Raw genomic sequence first — 16630 nt, 5'->3', positions numbered from 1 at the left:
GGTCTTGTCGTGCTTCCTCCGGCGATCGCTTTTGGCGGAAACGCGCAAGCCCAGAGCGCGAGCGCAGCATCAGATCTTCCGCCGGTCGTCGTCGAGCAAAGCCGCGCGAACAAGCGTCAGGTCACGAGATCGCGCACCACCCGGTCTGTGAGCGCCCGAACTGCGCGATCGCGCGCGGCAGGACAGGTGCTCCAGTCCGGCTCTCAGCCCGCCGCCGTCGCCATGGAGCGCGGTACGGATCCGGTGAAGGGATTTGTACCTGTCGTCAGCTCGGCTGCGATGAAGTCCGACGTCCCGATCCTCGAGACGCCTCAATCCGTCTCCGTCGTCAGTCGCGATCAGCTCGATGCCCGCTCCGTCACGACACTGGTCGAAGGATTGCAGCATGTCGCAGGTCTCGCCATTCAGCCGGGCGGTAAGGACCCGCGCTTCGACAATGTCTTCATCCGCGGCTTCGACAACAACGGCTACGGCGCATATCGCGACGGGCTTCGCGAGATGGGCGATCCCAACTTCCTCTCGCTGTTCCGCAACGAGCCCTATGGTTTCGAGCGCATCGACGTCATCAAGGGGCCGAGCTCGGTCATGTATGGACAGGGCGCGCCGGGCGGACTTGTCGATGTCATCAGCAAGCGGCCGCCCGAAAAGGCCTTCGGTGAGATTGTCGGGCAGTTCGGCAACTACGACCGGTTTCAGGGTGCCTTCGACTTCGGTGGTCCTGCCACCAAGGACGGCACGCTGCTCTACCGGCTGACCGGTGTGTTCAGGGATTCCGATGCGCAGATCGCCAACTTCTCGAACTACGTGAAGGACAATCGCACCTATATCGCGCCGGCGGTGACCTGGAAGCCGACGAATGACACGACGCTGACCATTCTCGCCGACTATACCCGCGATCTGACCGGCAACGCCTTTCCGCTGTCGATGGCCCATGTGAGCGGCGGGAAGATCACCGGTATCACGGCGCTGCCGCTTTTCCTTGGCGATCCCAGCTACAACAAGTTCGACCAGGAGCAGGAGCGTGTCGGCTACCAGTTCGAGCATCGCTTCAGCAACAATCTGGTCTTCGAATCGAAGGCCCGCTACGGCCACACCGAACTCGACTATCGCTATCTGACGTTCATCGGAAGTCCGCTCGATACGACCACGGTCTTTCCGCGGCGTGCGGTGCGCATACAGGAGCAGGTCGAATCGCTGTCGACCGACAACCACCTGATCAGCAAGTTCAGCACGGGGCCGCTTCAGCATACGGTGGTCTCCGGCGTCGACTATCTGACGTTCAACATGACGGACCGGACTTATTCCGGAGCAGCGCCGCCGCTCAGCAAGCTCAATCCGGTGTACGACCAGGCCGTCGTCGTTCCGACTGCGCTCACCACCCCCTCGACGAACCAGACGATCGACCAGGTCGGCGTCTATGTGCAGGATCAGATGAAGATCCAGAACTGGATCTTCACGCTGGGTGGCCGGTACGACGCCTCGGAACAAAACACCTACGCCTTGGCGACCAACAAGACCACCGACACGAAGGACACGGCCTTCACCAAGCGGGGAGCCGTCTCCTACGTGTTCGATTCCGGTGTTGCGCCTTATTATAGCTACTCGGAATCCTTCCTGCCGACACCCAACACGAACTTTGCGGGAAACCCGTTCAAGCCGACGATGGCGCAGCAGCATGAGGTGGGCGTCAAGTATCAGCCGTCGCGAAACCTGCTGATGACCGTGGCGATCTACGACCTGACGCGGCAGAATTCGCTCACGTCCGATCCATCACATCTCGGCTTCTCGGTCCAGCTCGGCGAGGTGAACTCGCGCGGCATCGAGTTCGAGACGCTGGCGCAGATCATGCCCGGGCTGAACTTCGTGGCGACCTACACCAACCAGGATGTGAGGGTGACGCAGAGCACCGGGACCGACCTCGGCAAGGTGCCGACGCTCGTCGCCCGCCAGCTCGCATCGGCCTATGTCGACTACACGATCCAGGGCGGCACCTGGGACGGCTGGGGACTTGGCGGAGGCATCCGTTACAACGGACCGACCTTCGCCGACACGACCAACACAATCGTCAACGAGGGCTACGTCGTGCTGGATGCGGGCCTGCATTATCGTCAGCCGAAGGGCGTCAACCTGGCGCTGAACGTGAAGAACATCGCCGATCGCGTCACGCTTGCCTGCACGACGAATGGCGGTTGCCAATACACGAGCCCGCGCACCATCACGGGCACGGTCAGCTATCGCTGGTAGTATTCGTCATGGTTCAAGCACGCACGATTCGCCTGTGGTCCCGCATTCACACCTGGACGTCCCTGGTGTGCATGCTGTTTCTGCTGATGCTGTGCGTCACGGGGCTGCCGCTGGTCTTTCACGATGAGATCGACGACCTGCTCGAGGATGAGATCGCGGCGCCCGCCATGCCGGCCGGTACGGCGCGGCTCTCGCTCGACCGGATGATCGCGGCGGCACAGGCGCGCTTTCCCGGTCAGTACGTGCTGCTCCTTAATCTCAAGCAGACGGAGCCGCTGGTCACGGTCGCGGTTTCTCCGACGGCGATCCCGGCGCCGGGCAGCTTTCATCGCCTAACGCTTGATGCGCGCACCGCCGAGGTGCTCGGGGAGGAGGCTCCCCATCAGGACGTCATGGACATTGTATTGCGGATTCACAAGGACATGTTCGCGGGCTTGCCCGGCGAATTGTTTCTCGGAGGGATGGGTCTTCTGTTCGCAGCGTCGATCATATCCGGTGTGGTCGTGTATTGGCCGTTCATGCGGCGGCTCGATTTCGGCACGATCCGCCGGCGCTCGTCGCCACGCGCCAAATGGCTCGACACCCATAATCTCCTCGGCATCGTCACCGTGACCTGGACGATGGTTGTGGGTCTCACCGGCATGATCAACACGCTGGCGACGCCGCTGTTCGATCTGTGGCGCGCGCAGCTGATCCCGGTCTTGCTGGCGCCTCATCTCGGCAAGCCCGTGGCTCCGATCCCGTCGGTTCAGGCTTCTGTCGAACTCGTCCGCGCGAGATTTCCGGATCGTCTGGTCACCTCGGTGACGATGCCGACGTCGGCCCGCTTCGGCAGTCCGCAGCACCTCGTCGTCTGGACCAAGGGCGCGACGCCTTTCACGGCGCGCATGCTCCAGCCGATGCTCGTTGATGCCAATGACGGCAAGACGATCGCGGCACCCGAGGTGCCCTGGTATCTGAAGACGCTTCAGGTCTCGCGCCCACTGCATTTCGGCGACTATGGTGGGCTTCCACTGAAGATCATCTGGGCGCTGCTGGACATCATCACGATCATCGTTCTCGTCAGCGGGATCTATCTGTGGGTGGCGAGGCGAAAGTCGTCGGTCCGCCGCAAGCCGCTCGACGCGGGCCGGACCGCGGCAGTCGGCGTCTAGCCCATGGCCATTCCCGCCCGGAACCAGCTCCGGATTCACAGGAGCGCCTGGGATGTCTTCCGCTGGCCTGTCCTTGTCGGCGTCGTCTGCGGCGCGGGGCTCGGCGTTGCGCTCGTCGGGGACGGCTTCTGGGACGCTCTTTCGTGGCTGGGGTTGTCGTTGCCGGTCGTTCTGGCGATTGTCTGCTGGCGCCGTGCAGGTCGACCCCGCTGAGACTTATGGACGGCGATCCGGCTCCGACAGGTGGCGCTCTTCGATATCGTGGCTGACGTCGTGTTTCTCATCCTTTCCGCCAAGCATCCGATGCAGCCAGCGTTCGACACGTCGGCCGATCGTGAGCAGCACGAAGGTGAAGGCCAGCGTGACCAGGACGATTTTCCATTGCCCGGCGCCGCACGCAATGCCGAGACAGGCGGCGAGGAAGGTGCAGGCCGCGCTGGTCAGGCCGCGTACGCGAAAACGATCGCTCTCATGGACGATGACGCCGGCTCCGAGGAAGCCGATGCCGGTCAGGATGCCCTGGATCACACGGCTCGCCGCATCGGTGATCTTGCCGGGCTCGGCGAACTGGACCGCGAGCAGCACGACGGTTGCGGTGGAGAGCCCGACGATGCCGAGTGTCTTCAGCCCGATCGGCTTGCCGTGCAGGTCGCGGTTCAGGCCAATCGCGCTGCCGGCGAGCGTCGCGGTGCCGAGGCGCAGCAGGATTTCGGGCCAGTCCATCTCGGTCATGTCTTGTCCGTCACTTCTTCGGCACGCGTCCCATCAGGTAGAACTCGTCGTTCGGGCGCATGCCCGTGAAATTCGCCAGCCGGTTGGACAGCGCAAAGAAGGCGGAGATCGCGGCGATGTCCCAGATGTCGTCGTCGCTGAAGCCGTGCGGCGCGAGTGCGGCGAAATCGTCCTCGGAAATGCGCTGCGCGTCGGCCGAGACCTTCATCGCGAAATCGAGCATCGCCTTTTGCCGCGGCGTGATGTCGGCCTTGCGGTAGTTCACCGCGACCTGGTCGGCAATGAGCGGGTTCTTGGCGCGGATGCGCAGGATCGCGCCGTGGGCGATCACGCAATACTGACACTGGTTGGCGGCCGAGGTCGCGACCACGATCATTTCGCGCTCGGCCTTGGTGAGGCCGCCGTCCTTCTCCATCAGTGCGTCATGATAGGCGAAGAACGCGCGGAACTCGTCGGGACGATAGGCCAGCGTCAGGAACACGTTCGGCACGAAGCCGCTCTTCTCCTGCACCGCGAGAAGACGCGTGCGGATGTCATCGGGCAGCGTGTCGAGGGCGGGAGCTGGGAAACGTTGTGAGGGCTGTGTCATGGTCATGGATTCCGGCTTGCGGCCGGGGACCATAGTCGATGCGGGCGAGAGGCTCCAGAGGAGTCGTTACGTCTGGTGCCCCGGACGCAGCGCAGCGCTCCCGGCGATGCGAGGCATCGTTCGGTGCGGTGCGCTGCTGAGCCGGGGCCCATGTCTCCGAGAGTCCGTGATTGTGGCGTGGCGCCCGGCTCTGCGCAGCAGCGTTTCACGCTGCTGCGCGTCCGGGACACGAGAGTCCTTACCGCAGCGGCTTCTTCAACAGCGAGAAGCGGTCCGGATCGAGCCCCATCGAGGGCTGCAGCATCGGGGCCTCGACGTTGGAGAGCGTCTTGGCGGGCGGAGCCGAGAACACAGGGTCGTTCGGCACGTCGCGCTGCGAGGTGGCGCCGCGCCAGCGTTCGAGCACGGCGCTGACGAAATGCATGTCATGGCCGGAGGTGACCGAAGGCACGCTGCTGATGGTAGCCTCGCCGCGCGGCAATTGGTGCGGTGGCACCTCCTTGAAGCGCAACCGGGTCGGCAGTGCGACGCCTTCGCCGAAGGCCAGCACTTCACGCGTGCCAAGCGAGGGCACAAAGGAGAGCAGGTTCGCGGCGGCGTCCGACACCGCGGCGCGCAGCAGCGCCTGGTCGCGCTCGTTGGCAAGACGCATCGTGAACAGCGTGTTGCACTGGGAGATGATGGTGGCGTCGAGCTCGGCCGGACGCTGGGTGATGAGGCCGAGATAGACGCCGTATTTGCGGCCTTCCTTGGCGATGCGCGACACCGCCTTGCGGGTCGGGCCGAAGCCGATATTGCGGTCGGCGGAGGCGTAGCGGTGCGCTTCCTCGCAGACGAACAGCAGGGGCGAGACGCCGTCGCTCCACAGGCCGAAATCGAAGGCCATGCGGCACAGCACCGAGACGACGGAATCGATGACCTCGGCGGGGAAGCCGGCGAGCTGCATCACCGTCATCGGCTTGCCGTTCGCCGGCAGGCGGAACAGATGGCTGATGACTTCGGCCATGGTGTCGCCGCCGACATTGGCGTTGTCGAACATGAAGGCGTAGCGGGGGTCGTTGCGCACCGCTTCGATGCGCGAGATCAGCTTATGATAGATGATGCGCGAGGAGCGGTTCTCGAGCTTGCCCATACGCTCGTCGATCAGCGACATCAGGTCGACCAGGCGGTACGGCACCGGGGTGTCGACGGTGTAGCCGATCTGCTTGGGATCGATGCGCTTGAGGCCGATGCGGTCGGCGTTCTGATATTGGGTGTAGACGCCCTTGGCGAGCGGGATCACCTCGGCCAGGATGTCGAGCTCCTCGGGCACGCCGGCGCGGCCGCCGAACAGCACGTCGACGATTTCCTCGAAATTGAACAGCCAGAACGGCAGCTTCAGGTTTCGCGGGTTGAGCACCAGCGCGCGGTCGCCGAAGCAGCGGCCATATTCGTTGTGCACGTCGAGCAGGAAGATGCGCAGGTTCGGGCGCGCCTTCAGGATCTCGTTGAGCAGCAGCGACACGCCGGTGGACTTGCCGACGCCGGTCGATCCCAGCACTGCAAAATGCTTGGACAGCATTTCCTCGACATCGACATAGGCGACGACCGAGCGATCCTGCTGGAGGAAGCCGACATTGATCTGGTCCGAGCCGGTCGGCGCGTAGATCGTGCGCAGCTCCTGGCTGGTAATCAGATCGACGGAACCGCCGATGGTCGGATAGTTGGTGACGCCGCGCTGGAATTTCGGCTTGTCGCTGGCGTTGAGGATCTCGCCGAGCAGGTCGACCGAGGCAACCGCGATATAACTGTCGCTGCTCGACAGGTTCTCGCAGGACACCTCGGTGATCATCGCAACGATGACCGAGCTGGCGCTGCGAATACTGACGAAGCGGCCGACGGTCGCCCGAACTTCCGAGATAGGCATCTGGCTTTCTGCCAGCAGCCCGACTCGGGCCAGCGATCCGCGAACCGAAATCACGCGTCCAAAGGATGTCACGATGAATGAACCTGGCAAGAGCAAGGGATCTGCTCGGACTATGCGCGGCCGTGGCTGCACAAACGGTTAAGCGCCGGGCGCGGGCACTTCGTTAAATCCGCGACAATTCGGCCGCGAGGTTTATTCCGATTGCGTACTTACTGGCGGAAACGGTGGGGAATTGGCGCAATTTCGGGCCGTTGGAGCCGAAAGGCAATTAAGGAACATTTTACCATCAGGCCAGTCAGTCCACCGTTCGGGGGACGTCTTCCTTCGATCCAGGGGTGGTTGATTTGTTGACGGGACCTAATCATTTGTACATTAGTACAAATAGGCTGGCGGACCTTGTGACCGTCTCCGGGTGCAGAGCGCGTTGCAGCCTTGCTCCCGATGATGCGATCCGGTCGGCGGATCGCCAGCTGTGCCCTGGAGGAAAGCCATGCAGCCCGAACCGATCCTCGATCTCGCTCATCTCGGCCATATGGAGCTGCTGACGCCCAAGCCCGATGAGAGCCTGAAATTCTTCGTCGACGTCATGGGCATGACCGTCAGCGGCCAGAAGGGCGAGTCGGTGTACTTACGCGGCTGGGACGATTACGAGCGCTACTCGCTCAAGCTGACGGCGTCGAAGACCTCAGGCATGGAGCACATGGCGCTGCGCGCGCGCAGCCAGCAGGCGCTTGAGCGCCGCGTGGCCGCGCTCAAGGACTCCGGCTTCGACATCGGCTGGATCGACGGCGACATGGGGCAGGGGCCGACCTTCCGCTGCCGCGACCCCGACGGCCACATCGTCGAGCTCTATTACGAGACCGAATGGTATCAGGCGCCGCCCGAGCTGAAGCCGGCGCTGAAGAACCAGGCGCAGCGCTTTCCCGCGCGCGGCGTCAATGTCCGCCGTCTCGACCATCTCAACTGCCTCGCCGTCGACATCAAGGCCAACCGCGAGTTCTTCGAGAACTACCTCGGCTGCCGCCTCACCGAGCAGATCGTGCTCAATGACGGGCGGGAAGCGGCGATGTGGCTGACGATGTCGAACAAGAGCTACGATTTCGCCTATTCGCTCGACCATTCAGGCGTGCCGGGCCGCTTCCACCACGTCACCTATGCGCTCGATAGCCGCGAGGAAATTCTGCGCGCTGCCGACATCTTCCTGGAGAACGGCATCCACATCGAGACCGGCCCGCACAAGCACGCGATCCAGCAGACCTTCTTCCTCTACGTCTACGAGCCCGGCGGCAACCGCGTCGAAGTCGCCAATGCCGGCGCGCGCCTGATCCTCGCGCCGGACTGGAAGCCGATCGTGTGGACCGAGGAGGAGCGCAAGAAGGGCCAGGCGTGGGGGCTGAAGACGATCGAGTCCTTCCACACCCACGGCACGCCGCCGGTGGAAGTGAAGAAGCACGCTTAGTGGATTGAGCCGCGCACCCTCGCGATCGTCTCGCGGATGCCGGTCCACGCCGGCTTGTCCGGCGCGAACTGGCCGCGCAGGAAGCTGACGAGCTCCTCCACCTGCGCGTCGCTCATGCTGTTCCTGAACGCCGGCATGTAGCCAAGGTCGCTCGACACCGGCTCGGCGATACCGTGCAGGATCACCTGCACGAGATTGTCCGACGTTGCGCTGTGCAGATTGCTGTTGAGCGCGAGCGAGGGCCGGCTGCCGAACAGTGGCAGGCCGCCGACTTCGTGGCAGACGGCGCAGGCGCCTTGATAGAGCCGTGCGCCGGTGGAGGAGCCGATGGTAACCTGCGTCGCGCTCTCCAGCTTCGCGGCGAGCACCTCCGGCGCATCGGCTGCGGTGTCGTTGAACGAGTTGAGATAGACCGCCATCGCGCGGATATCCTGATCGGGCAGGGCCTTGAGATCCCTGACAACAGGCGCCATCGGGCCGGCGGCGACGCCGTGATAGCGCGAATGGCCGGTGCGCAAATAGGCGAACAGCTCGTCCTCGCTCCACGGGATCGGGGCGTGAGAGAGCGAGGTCAGGGGCGGCGCTTCCCAGCCTTCGGCGAAGCCTCCGGCGAGATAGGCCTTGCGTTGCTCCGCGCCGAGCGCATTGCGCGGCGAGTGGCAGCCGCTGCAATGGCCGAGGCCCTCGACGAGATAGGCGCCGCGATTCCAGGCCTCCGACTTGGTGGGGTCGGGCTTGAATTCCTTTGCCTGGTGGAAGAGCGCATTCCAACCCGCGAGCAGCGGGCGCAGGTTAAACGGGAAGGCGAGCGTGTTCGCCGGCGCCGTCGCGCGCACTGCAGGCTGCGCCATCAGATAGGCATAGAGCGCCTGAAGGTCGGCTTCGTTTGTCTTGGCGAAGTGTGTGTAGGGAAAGGCGGGATAGAGCTGCCGCCCGTCGCGATGCAAGCCGTCGCGCATTGCGCGCTCGAAGGCGGGATAGGACCAGGCGCCGATGCCGGTCTCGACGTCGGGGGTGATGTTGGTTGAATAGATCGTGCCGAATGGCGTCTCCAATGCGCGGCCGCCGGCATTGAGTACGCTGTCGATATTGGTGTGGCACTCCGCGCAATTGCCGAGCGCAGCAAGCTGCTCTCCCCGTGCGATCGTCGCGGCGGAATAGACCGATGCGTCGGGCCGGGCGATCGGCGCAATCGCGCGCCCCGGCAGCAGCGCCGCGCCAATGCCGATCGCGGCGGTGCAGACCGCGGCAATCGTCGCGACAATGCCGGCGCGTTTGGCGAAGGGAGTCTCCCAGATGCGCGACGGCGGCGGCGCGGCGGGCGCGGGCAGGGCCTGCGGCACGGGCGATGTTTCACCGTGCAATCCCCTCAGGATGCGTTCGGGCGTAAAGGGCGGCTCGCGAAAGCGCACACCGGTGGCATCGAAGATCGCATTCGCTATCGCCGCCGCACTCGGGACCGAAGCGGACTCGCCGACGCCGAGCGGTGGCTGGTCCTGACGTGGCAGCATCAGCACGTCGATCTTGGGCACGTCGGGGAAAGGGATGATCGGATAGGCGCCCCATTCGCGCGCCGCCACCGCGCCGCGCTCGAACGAGACTTCCTCCATCAGCGCGCGGCTGGTGGACTGGATGACGTTGCCGTGGATCTGGTGGCGTACGCCGTCCGGATTGATCATCAATCCGGAATCCTGTCCCGCAACCACGCGCGTCACGCTGACATCGCCAGTCGATTTGTTCACCGCGACGTCGGCAATCCACGCCGACCACGCCGCGCCGTAGCCGGGAAACTTGCTGTGGACGTAGAGCGCATAGGCAAAGCCGCGCCCGTGCACGATCTCGCCGTCCTTCTCTTCGCGCACCGGTCGCGGCGCCCAGCCCGCGCGCTCGGCCACGGCATTGACGAGATCAACGCCGCGCTGGTCCTTCAGATAGCGCAGGCGATATTCGATGGGATCGACCCCGGCCTCGGTGGCGGCTTCGTCGATGTAGGATTCGTGCGCAAACGTGTTCGGCAGCGCGGAGACACCGCGGAACCAGGAGGCGCGGACGATCGGCGGCATGTCATGGGCGAGGACGCGCATGTGGTCGTAATCGTAGGGCGGGATCGCGGTGCGGTCGCCCATCTGCAGCACGGCAGGTTCAGATGGAATGCGACCGGTGAGCAGCAGGGCCAGCGTGGGCGCGGCGTTCGAGGGATAACGCGTGGCGAGATCATACGCCGCGATACCGCCGTCCGCATCCAGACCGCCATTGACGTCGATGAGCTGCGCGGTTCCCTTGGGCTCCCAGGCGTGCTCCTGCTCGCGTGTCAATTGCACGCGCACGGGCCGTGCGACCGCGCGCGACAGCAGCAAGGCGTCGGCAGTGACATCGTCGGCGCAGTTGCGCCCGTAGCAGCCGGCGGCTTCCAGCCGGATCACCTCGACCTCGTTTTCCGGTCGCTCGATCAGAAGTGCGAGGTCGCTGCGCAGCACGTGCGGATTTTGCGTGCCCGACCAGACCCGGATATTGCCGTCCTGAAAATCCGCGACCGCGCAGGATGGGCCGATCGAGGCGTGCATCTGATACGGCCACACGTAGGTGCGCTGCATCGGCTTGGCCGCACCTGCTATCGCCGCATCGACGTCGCCCTTGTCGATCAGCGTGCGCGGCGTCGATGGATTGGCGCGCAGCGCGGTCTCGATGTCGGCGAGATCCGTGAGGGTAGGCGTAGGCTTCCAGCTCACCTTGAGCTGCTCCGCCGCGCGGATCGCGTTCTCTTCGCGCTCGGCGACGACACCGACGAAGTCGCCGATGCGCACCACGGCGACAAGCCCGGGAATGTTGCGCACTGAGGATTCGTCGACCGCGATCAGGCTGGTGCCGACGAACGGACCGGCATCGACGCCGGCATAGGGCGGGCGCACCACGCGGCCGTGCAGCATGCCGGGGACGCGGATATCGTGAACGAAAGTCAGCTCGCCCGTGGCCTTGGCGGGCAGGTCGACGCGCGGCATCGACTGGCCGACGATGGCATAATCGCCGACCGCCTTGACGGTGACGTCGTCGGCCAGCTCGAGGCGGATCGTCTCGTCGCCGATCAATTCGCCGTAGCTGATGCTGCGATTGTCGTGCCCGCGCACGAGGCCGTCTTCGATCCTGAGATCGGCCGCCGGCAGCTCCAGCCGCTCGGCCGCGCGCGCGATCAGGAAGTGACGGGCTTGCGCCGCGGCCTTGCGCAGGGGCACGGCCGTGATCTGGATGGTCTCGCTCGCGATCGTCGCGCCCTGATTGGGCACCACCGCAGTGTCGCCGAGCACCACGACGACGCGCGCAAAGGACACGTCCAGCTCCTCGGCGACGATCTGGCCGAGCGCGGTACGGATGCCGGTGCCGAGATCGACATGGCCGTTATAGGCGCTGACCGAGCCATCCGCGGCGATGCGGATGAAAGTCTCGGACGTGAGCTCGTCCACGGTGCGGACGACGACGAGCGAACCGGATTGGCGCTCAGATCCATCAGGGGCAGGGGAGGCCATCAATCAACGGCCTCGGTGAGTTGGCCGGAAGCGCGCATCACGGCGCGCAGGATTTCGACATGTGTGCCGCAGCGGCAGAGATTGTAGCGGAGCGCCGCCAGCGCCTCCTGCTCGGTCGGGCGCGGGTTGATCGCGAGCAGCGCCTTGGTGGTCATGATCATGCCGTTGAGGCAATAGCCGCATTGCGCGGCCTGCTCGTCGATGAAGGCTTGCTGCACGAGGTCAGGCTTGTCGCGCGTGCCGAGCCCTTCGAGCGTCACGATGTCGCGGCCGGCGCAGCCACTGACGGGAATCACGCAGGAGCGGGCCGCGGCCCCGTCGATCAGGACAGTGCAGGTGCCGCATTCGCCGAGGCCGCATCCATATTTCGGGCCGTTGAGCGCGAGATCGTTGCGCAGCACGTAGAGCAGCGGCGTCTCCGGCGCTGCAGCGACCTCGTGGATCCCCCCGTTCACGGTGAGGCGGATCGGTGTCTGCGTCATCCTCGTTTCCAAGCGCTCGGCCAGTAATGGCGAAAATCTACGTCGCGACGATACCGTTTGTACACAAACGTGCAAGCCATGCATGCCGCACTGCAGCGCGACTGCCTTCTTTGTGGACAGGGCGGATAGGCAAATGAGGTTTTATGCAGCAGCAGCATCTTTTGCGCTGCACCGCCGCTTGACAGCCATCCGGGGCGCGCGCACCATCGTTCGTATACGAATGATAACCGCGGTCTCGGCTCTGACATGGTGATGGAAACGACGAGCGCTGCTATCGACAAGATCCGCTGCGATGCTTGTCCGGTGATGTGCTACATCAAGCCGGGCGCGGCGGGCGCCTGCGATCGCTACGCCAACCACGACGGCAAGCTCGTCCGCGTCGATCCGCATGTGATCCTGGAGCGCACGGTCTCGCATGGCGGCAAGCTGGTCCCGTTCAGCCGCACCGAAGACTGGGACGGCAAGATCGTCCACGAACCTTCCACCTTCGTGACGGCGATCGGCGCGGGCACGACCTATCCCGACTACAAGCCGGCGCCGTTCATCGTCTCGGCGGAGGTCGACGGCGTCGACATGGTGACTGTGGTCACCGAGGGCATCTTCTCCTATTGCGGCATCAAGGTGAAGATCGACACCGATCGCTATCTCGGGCCGGAGACTGCGACAGTCCGCGCGCAGGGCGAGGCGGTCGGCCACGTCACCACCAGCGAATACGGCTCGCAGATGCTGTCGCTCGGCGGCGTGCATCATCTCACCGGCGGCTCCAAGAAGGAGGGCCGCGTCACCTGCGACACGCTGATGGATCTCGCCAATTGCAAGGCGGTCGAGCTGACCATCGACGGCGGCGCGAGCGTCGTGGTCCAGGCCGGCCAGCCGCCGATCGTCAACGGCATGAAAGAAGAGCGCATGCGCGTCGGCTGCGGCTCGGCGACGATCGGCATGTTTGCCAAGCAATGGCACGGCAAGGTCGACGAAGTCGTCGTGGTCGACGATCACATCACCGGCGTGCTCTCGGAGCATCAGGCCGGCAAGCTGCTCGACATCGCCGACACCGGCATCAAGATGAAGGGCCGCCGCTCGACGCCAGGCCGCTATTTCCAGGTCGCCGATCCCGGCACGGGGTGGGGTGGCACCAACATTTCCGATCCGCTCGCGATCCTCGGGCCGTTCGACGCCAAGGAAGCAAAACCGGGTCTCTCGATGCTGATGGTCTCCACGACCGGCGAGCATTCGTCTTATTACGTGCTCGACGGGGCCCTGAAGCCAGTCGAGACCGAGATGCCTGACGACCTGAAGTTCTCGGTCGAGCGTATCCAGGAGAATTGCGAGCCGGCGCTGTGCACGGTGCTGTTCATGGCCGGTGCCGGCGGCTCGCTGCGCGCCGGTGTCACCGACAATCCGGTGCGGCTGACGCGCTCGGTGAAGGACGCGCTGACGCGCGTCACCAGTGGCGGCGCGCCGGTCTATGTCTGGCCGGGCGGCGGCATCACCTACATGGTCGACGTGACGCAGATGCCGGCGGGCGCGTTCGGCTACGTGCCGACGCCGGCGCTGGTTGCGCCGATCGAGTTCACGATGAAGCTGTCCGACTATGCCGCGCTCGGCGGGCACATGGACTATGTGAAGCCGCTCTCCGAGGTGCAGAGCGGCGACGATATCCGCCAGCTGCCCTGGCAGAACCCGATCCCGGTACCGCGGGCATGACAAGGCTCCCGCAAATCGCATTGCTATCTGATGGCCGGCGGCTGCATTTGCAGGATGGGCCGATCGATCTGGTCGTTGAGGCGAGGGGGCGCACGGACGATGTACGTGCGGCCTATGAGGCGGCCGCGCGCCGCTTCACCGGACTGCTCGACGAACTCTGCGCGGAGCTGCCGGAACTGCGGACGGCCGCCGGGAAGCGCACTTCGCTGAGGGGCGTGGTGGCGCGCCGGATGCACGCAGCGGTCGCGCCTTACGCCTCCGATTGCTTCATCACGCCGATGGCGGCTGTTGCCGGTAGCGTGGCTGAGGAGATTCTGGGCGCCATGCTGGGCGCTGTGACGCTGGATCAGGCCTATGTCAACAATGGTGGCGACATCGCGCTCCATCTCGGCAAGGGCGAGCATTTTTCGGTCGGCCTGATGGACCGACCCGATCGCGCTGGCGTGATGCGAACGATGAGGGTGGATGCGGATGACCCCGTGCGGGGCATCGCGACCAGCGGACGCCACGGCCGCAGTTTTTCGTTCGGCATTGCCGACGCCGTGACGGTGCTGGCGGCAACGGCGTCGCAGGCCGATGCGGCGGCGACGGTCATAGCCAATGCCGTCGACCTGCCCGGGCATCCCGCCATCATCCGAACGCCTGCAAACGAGCTTCAGCCCGACAGCGATCTCGGCTCGCGCCTCGTCACCCGCGACGTCGGCGAGTTGTCGCAGGACGAGGTCGGGACAACGCTCGAATCTGGCGCGGAATGTGCACGCCAATTGTTCGATCGCGGATTGATCGAGGGTGCCGTCTTGCAGCTTTGTGGTGATATGCTTGTCATCGGAGCTAAGGATATAGAAGAGCAACGAACGCGCCCGCATCTGCCGGAGAACGCCGTCTGTGCCTGAACAGGGAAGTGAAACATGAGCGCGATCATCCGCAAGATCGTCACCGTCGTCGAAGAGACGCAGATGGAGATGGGCCGCCAGGTCTCGCCGCCGACCCGGCGCGCGGCTGCGATCGCCGTGATCGAAAATCCCTTTGCCGGACAATATGTCGAGGACCTCTCGCCGCTGATCGCGATCGGGGAAGAGCTCGGTGAGCTCTTGTCGAAGCGCGCCGTGGCGGCGCTCGGCATCGATGGCGCGAAGGCGCAGAGCTACGGCAAGGCTGCCGCTGTCGGCGAGAACGGCGAGCTGGAGCATGCCGCCGCGATCCTCCACCCCAAGATGGGCGCGCCGGTGCGGAAAGTTCTGAGCAAGGGCGCGGCGCTGATCCCCTCGTCGAAGAAGCGCAGCGGGCCGGGCACGACGCTCGACATTCCGCTCGGGCACAAGGACGCCGCGTTCGTGCGCAGCCATTTCGACGGCATGGAGGTGCAGATCAACGACGCGCCGCGCGCCAACGAGATCATGGTCGCGGTCGCCGTCACCGACAGCGGCCGTCCGCTGCCGCGCGTCGGCGGGCTCACGGTCGCGGAAGTAAAGGGCGAGGACGGTCTGAGATAAGGCATGATCCGGAGATGCGGGCACAGCTTCTCCGGCAAGATCGTGATCGAGACATAGAACTCAAAAACTGGAGGTTGGGATGCGAGCAAGAAATTACTTCGTCGGCGCGGCCTTTGCGCTTCTGGCGGGCGGCATGGCTCATTCGGCCCTGGCGCAGGACATCAAGATCGGCGAGATCAACAGCTATTCGCTGCTGCCGGCGTTCACCGAACCCTATCGCAAGGGCTGGCAGCTCGCGGTCGAAGAGATCAACGCGGCCGGCGGCATCAATGGCAAGAAGCTGGTCGTGATCTCGAAGGACGACGGCGGCAAGCCGGCGGACGCGCAGACTGCGGCGAATGAGCTGGTGTCGAGCGAGGGCGTCGCGATGCTGACGGGTACATTCCTGTCGAACATCGGCCTCGCCGTCAGCGACTTCGCCAACCAGAAGAAGGTGTTTTTCCTCGCGGCCGAGCCGCTGACCGATGCCGTCACCTGGTCGAAGGGCAACAAATACACCTTCCGCCTGCGCCCTTCCAACTACATGCAAGCGGCGATGCTGGTGGAAGCAGCCGCCAAGCTGCCCGCCAAGCGCTGGGCGACGATCGCCCCGAACTATGAATACGGCCAGTCCGCGGTTGCCGTGTTCAAGAAGCTGATGTCGGAGAAGCGGCCTGACATCCAGTGGGTCGACGAACAATGGCCCCCGCAGGGCAAAATCGACGCGGGCCCCGTGGTACAGGCTGTTGCCGCCGCCAATCCCGAAGCGATCCTCAACGTCACCTTCGGTGCCGACCTCGTCAAGCTCGTGCGCGAAGGCAATACCCGCGGCCTGTTCAAGGGGCGCGAGGTTGTCTCTTTCCTGACCGGCGAGCCGGAATATCTCGATCCGCTCAAGGACGAGACGCCCGAGGGCTGGATCGTCACCGGTTACCCCTGGTACTCGATCAAGACGCCCGAGCACGACGCGTTCCTGAAGGCGTACCAGGCCAAGTACAACGACTATCCGCGCCTCGGCTCGATCGTTGGCTACCAGACCATCAAGGCGGCCGCCGCGATCCTGGCGAAGGCGGGCTCGACTGATCCGGAGAAGCTGATCACAGCGGCAGAGGGGCTGTCGATGCCCTCGCCATTCGGCGAGATCACCTTCCGCAAGATCGACCATCAGTCGACGCTCGGTGCCTTTGTCGGCAAGACTGCGCTGAAGGACGGCAAGGGCGTGATGGTGGATTCGTCCTACAAGAAGGGCTCGGACTATCTGCCCAGCGATGCCGAAGTCGAGAAGCTGCGTCCGAAGGATTGATCCCCGCTGCCGTAGGGTGGGTTAGCCCTGCAGATGCGCAAAGCGTATCTGCTCGGCGTAACCC

General features: G+C 64.6%; 12 protein-coding genes. 7 read left to right on the top strand and 5 right to left on the bottom strand.

Annotated elements, in window-relative coordinates:
• Positions 1-279: 279 nt before the first annotated feature.
• Both CIT37_RS24340 and CIT37_RS24335 read left to right on the top strand, forming a co-directional pair.
• Positions 280-2244 carry a TonB-dependent siderophore receptor gene (locus tag CIT37_RS24340; RefSeq protein ID WP_095425953.1) on the top strand — a complete coding sequence of 655 codons (1965 nt, stop codon included), beginning with the start codon at positions 280-282 and terminating at the stop codon, positions 2242-2244.
• 8 nt (positions 2245-2252) lie between these two features.
• Complete coding sequence (locus tag CIT37_RS24335) at positions 2253-3398, top strand: PepSY-associated TM helix domain-containing protein (protein WP_095425879.1); 1146 nt, start codon at positions 2253-2255, stop codon at positions 3396-3398.
• A gap of 216 nt (positions 3399-3614) precedes the next feature.
• On the opposite strand, the gene CIT37_RS24330 is transcribed toward CIT37_RS24335, so the two are convergent.
• From CIT37_RS24330 to CIT37_RS24320, 3 genes are all read right to left on the bottom strand, one after another.
• Positions 3615-4130, bottom strand: a complete 516-nt coding sequence (locus tag CIT37_RS24330) for an MgtC/SapB family protein (protein WP_038946318.1) — start codon at positions 4128-4130, stop codon at positions 3615-3617.
• Positions 4131-4140: 10 nt separating this feature from the next.
• Positions 4141-4719 (bottom strand): peroxidase-related enzyme, encoded by a 579-nt coding sequence (locus CIT37_RS24325; RefSeq protein ID WP_038946319.1) that lies wholly within the window; start codon positions 4717-4719, stop codon positions 4141-4143.
• Positions 4720-4957: 238 nt separating this feature from the next.
• Positions 4958-6697 (bottom strand): ATP-binding protein, encoded by a 1740-nt coding sequence (locus CIT37_RS24320; RefSeq protein WP_161966471.1) that lies wholly within the window; start codon positions 6695-6697, stop codon positions 4958-4960.
• A gap of 418 nt (positions 6698-7115) precedes the next feature.
• Here CIT37_RS24320 and CIT37_RS24315 point away from each other — a divergent pair, with 418 nt between their 5' ends.
• Positions 7116-8084 carry a catechol 2,3-dioxygenase gene (locus tag CIT37_RS24315; RefSeq protein WP_095425881.1) on the top strand — a complete coding sequence of 323 codons (969 nt, stop codon included), beginning with the start codon at positions 7116-7118 and terminating at the stop codon, positions 8082-8084.
• Here CIT37_RS24315 and CIT37_RS24310 read toward each other — a convergent pair.
• Positions 8081-11605 carry a molybdopterin cofactor-binding domain-containing protein gene (locus CIT37_RS24310; protein ID WP_095425882.1) on the bottom strand — a complete coding sequence of 1175 codons (3525 nt, stop codon included), beginning with the start codon at positions 11603-11605 and terminating at the stop codon, positions 8081-8083. The two genes, CIT37_RS24315 and CIT37_RS24310, sit on opposite strands and share 4 nt — an antisense overlap.
• A complete protein-coding gene (locus CIT37_RS24305; RefSeq protein ID WP_095425883.1) occupies positions 11605-12087 on the bottom strand; it encodes a (2Fe-2S)-binding protein in 483 nt (160 codons plus the stop codon). The genes CIT37_RS24310 and CIT37_RS24305 overlap by 1 nt, the downstream gene beginning before the upstream one ends.
• A 246-nt stretch (positions 12088-12333) precedes the next feature.
• Here CIT37_RS24305 and CIT37_RS24300 point away from each other — a divergent pair, with 246 nt between their 5' ends.
• From CIT37_RS24300 to CIT37_RS24285, 4 genes are all read left to right on the top strand, one after another.
• Complete coding sequence (locus CIT37_RS24300; protein ID WP_095425884.1) at positions 12334-13791, top strand: 6-hydroxynicotinate reductase; 1458 nt, start codon at positions 12334-12336, stop codon at positions 13789-13791.
• On the top strand, positions 13788-14684 hold the full coding sequence (locus CIT37_RS24295; RefSeq protein ID WP_028145240.1) for a UPF0280 family protein: 897 nt from the start codon (positions 13788-13790) through the stop codon (positions 14682-14684). Before CIT37_RS24300 ends, CIT37_RS24295 begins: the two co-directional genes overlap by 4 nt.
• Positions 14685-14699: 15 nt before the next feature.
• Positions 14700-15284, top strand: a complete 585-nt coding sequence (locus tag CIT37_RS24290) for an amino acid synthesis family protein (protein ID WP_018320970.1) — start codon at positions 14700-14702, stop codon at positions 15282-15284.
• A gap of 79 nt (positions 15285-15363) precedes the next feature.
• The gene (locus CIT37_RS24285) at positions 15364-16566 is read left to right on the top strand and encodes an ABC transporter substrate-binding protein (protein WP_028145239.1); all 1203 of its coding nucleotides are present in this window, start codon (positions 15364-15366) and stop codon (positions 16564-16566) included.
• Positions 16567-16630: the final 64 nt, after the last annotated feature.

It is taken from the genome of Bradyrhizobium ottawaense (assembly GCF_002278135.3).
GTDB classification, from domain to species: Bacteria; Pseudomonadota; Alphaproteobacteria; order Rhizobiales; family Xanthobacteraceae; genus Bradyrhizobium; species Bradyrhizobium ottawaense.
Note: the sequence above shows the minus strand (reverse complement) of the source record. Positions and strands in the feature narration are given on the sequence as shown.

What these genes read in the sequence shown, in the direction of transcription:
- CIT37_RS24340 (WP_095425953.1), top strand. Translation starts at nt 280, where the DNA reads ATGAAGTCCGACGTCCCGATCCTCGAGACGCCTCAATCCGTCTCCGTC.
- CIT37_RS24335 (WP_095425879.1), top strand. Translation starts at nt 2,253, where the DNA reads ATGGTTCAAGCACGCACGATTCGCCTGTGGTCCCGCATTCACACCTGG.
- CIT37_RS24330 (WP_038946318.1), bottom strand. Translation starts at nt 4,130, where the DNA reads ATGACCGAGATGGACTGGCCCGAAATCCTGCTGCGCCTCGGCACCGCG.
- CIT37_RS24325 (WP_038946319.1), bottom strand. Translation starts at nt 4,719, where the DNA reads ATGACACAGCCCTCACAACGTTTCCCAGCTCCCGCCCTCGACACGCTG.
- CIT37_RS24315 (WP_095425881.1), top strand. Translation starts at nt 7,116, where the DNA reads ATGCAGCCCGAACCGATCCTCGATCTCGCTCATCTCGGCCATATGGAG.
- CIT37_RS24310 (WP_095425882.1), bottom strand. Translation starts at nt 11,605, where the DNA reads ATGGCCTCCCCTGCCCCTGATGGATCTGAGCGCCAATCCGGTTCGCTC.
- CIT37_RS24305 (WP_095425883.1), bottom strand. Translation starts at nt 12,087, where the DNA reads ATGACGCAGACACCGATCCGCCTCACCGTGAACGGGGGGATCCACGAG.
- CIT37_RS24300 (WP_095425884.1), top strand. Translation starts at nt 12,334, where the DNA reads ATGGTGATGGAAACGACGAGCGCTGCTATCGACAAGATCCGCTGCGAT.
- CIT37_RS24295 (WP_028145240.1), top strand. Translation starts at nt 13,788, where the DNA reads ATGACAAGGCTCCCGCAAATCGCATTGCTATCTGATGGCCGGCGGCTG.
- CIT37_RS24290 (WP_018320970.1), top strand. Translation starts at nt 14,700, where the DNA reads ATGAGCGCGATCATCCGCAAGATCGTCACCGTCGTCGAAGAGACGCAG.
- CIT37_RS24285 (WP_028145239.1), top strand. Translation starts at nt 15,364, where the DNA reads ATGCGAGCAAGAAATTACTTCGTCGGCGCGGCCTTTGCGCTTCTGGCG.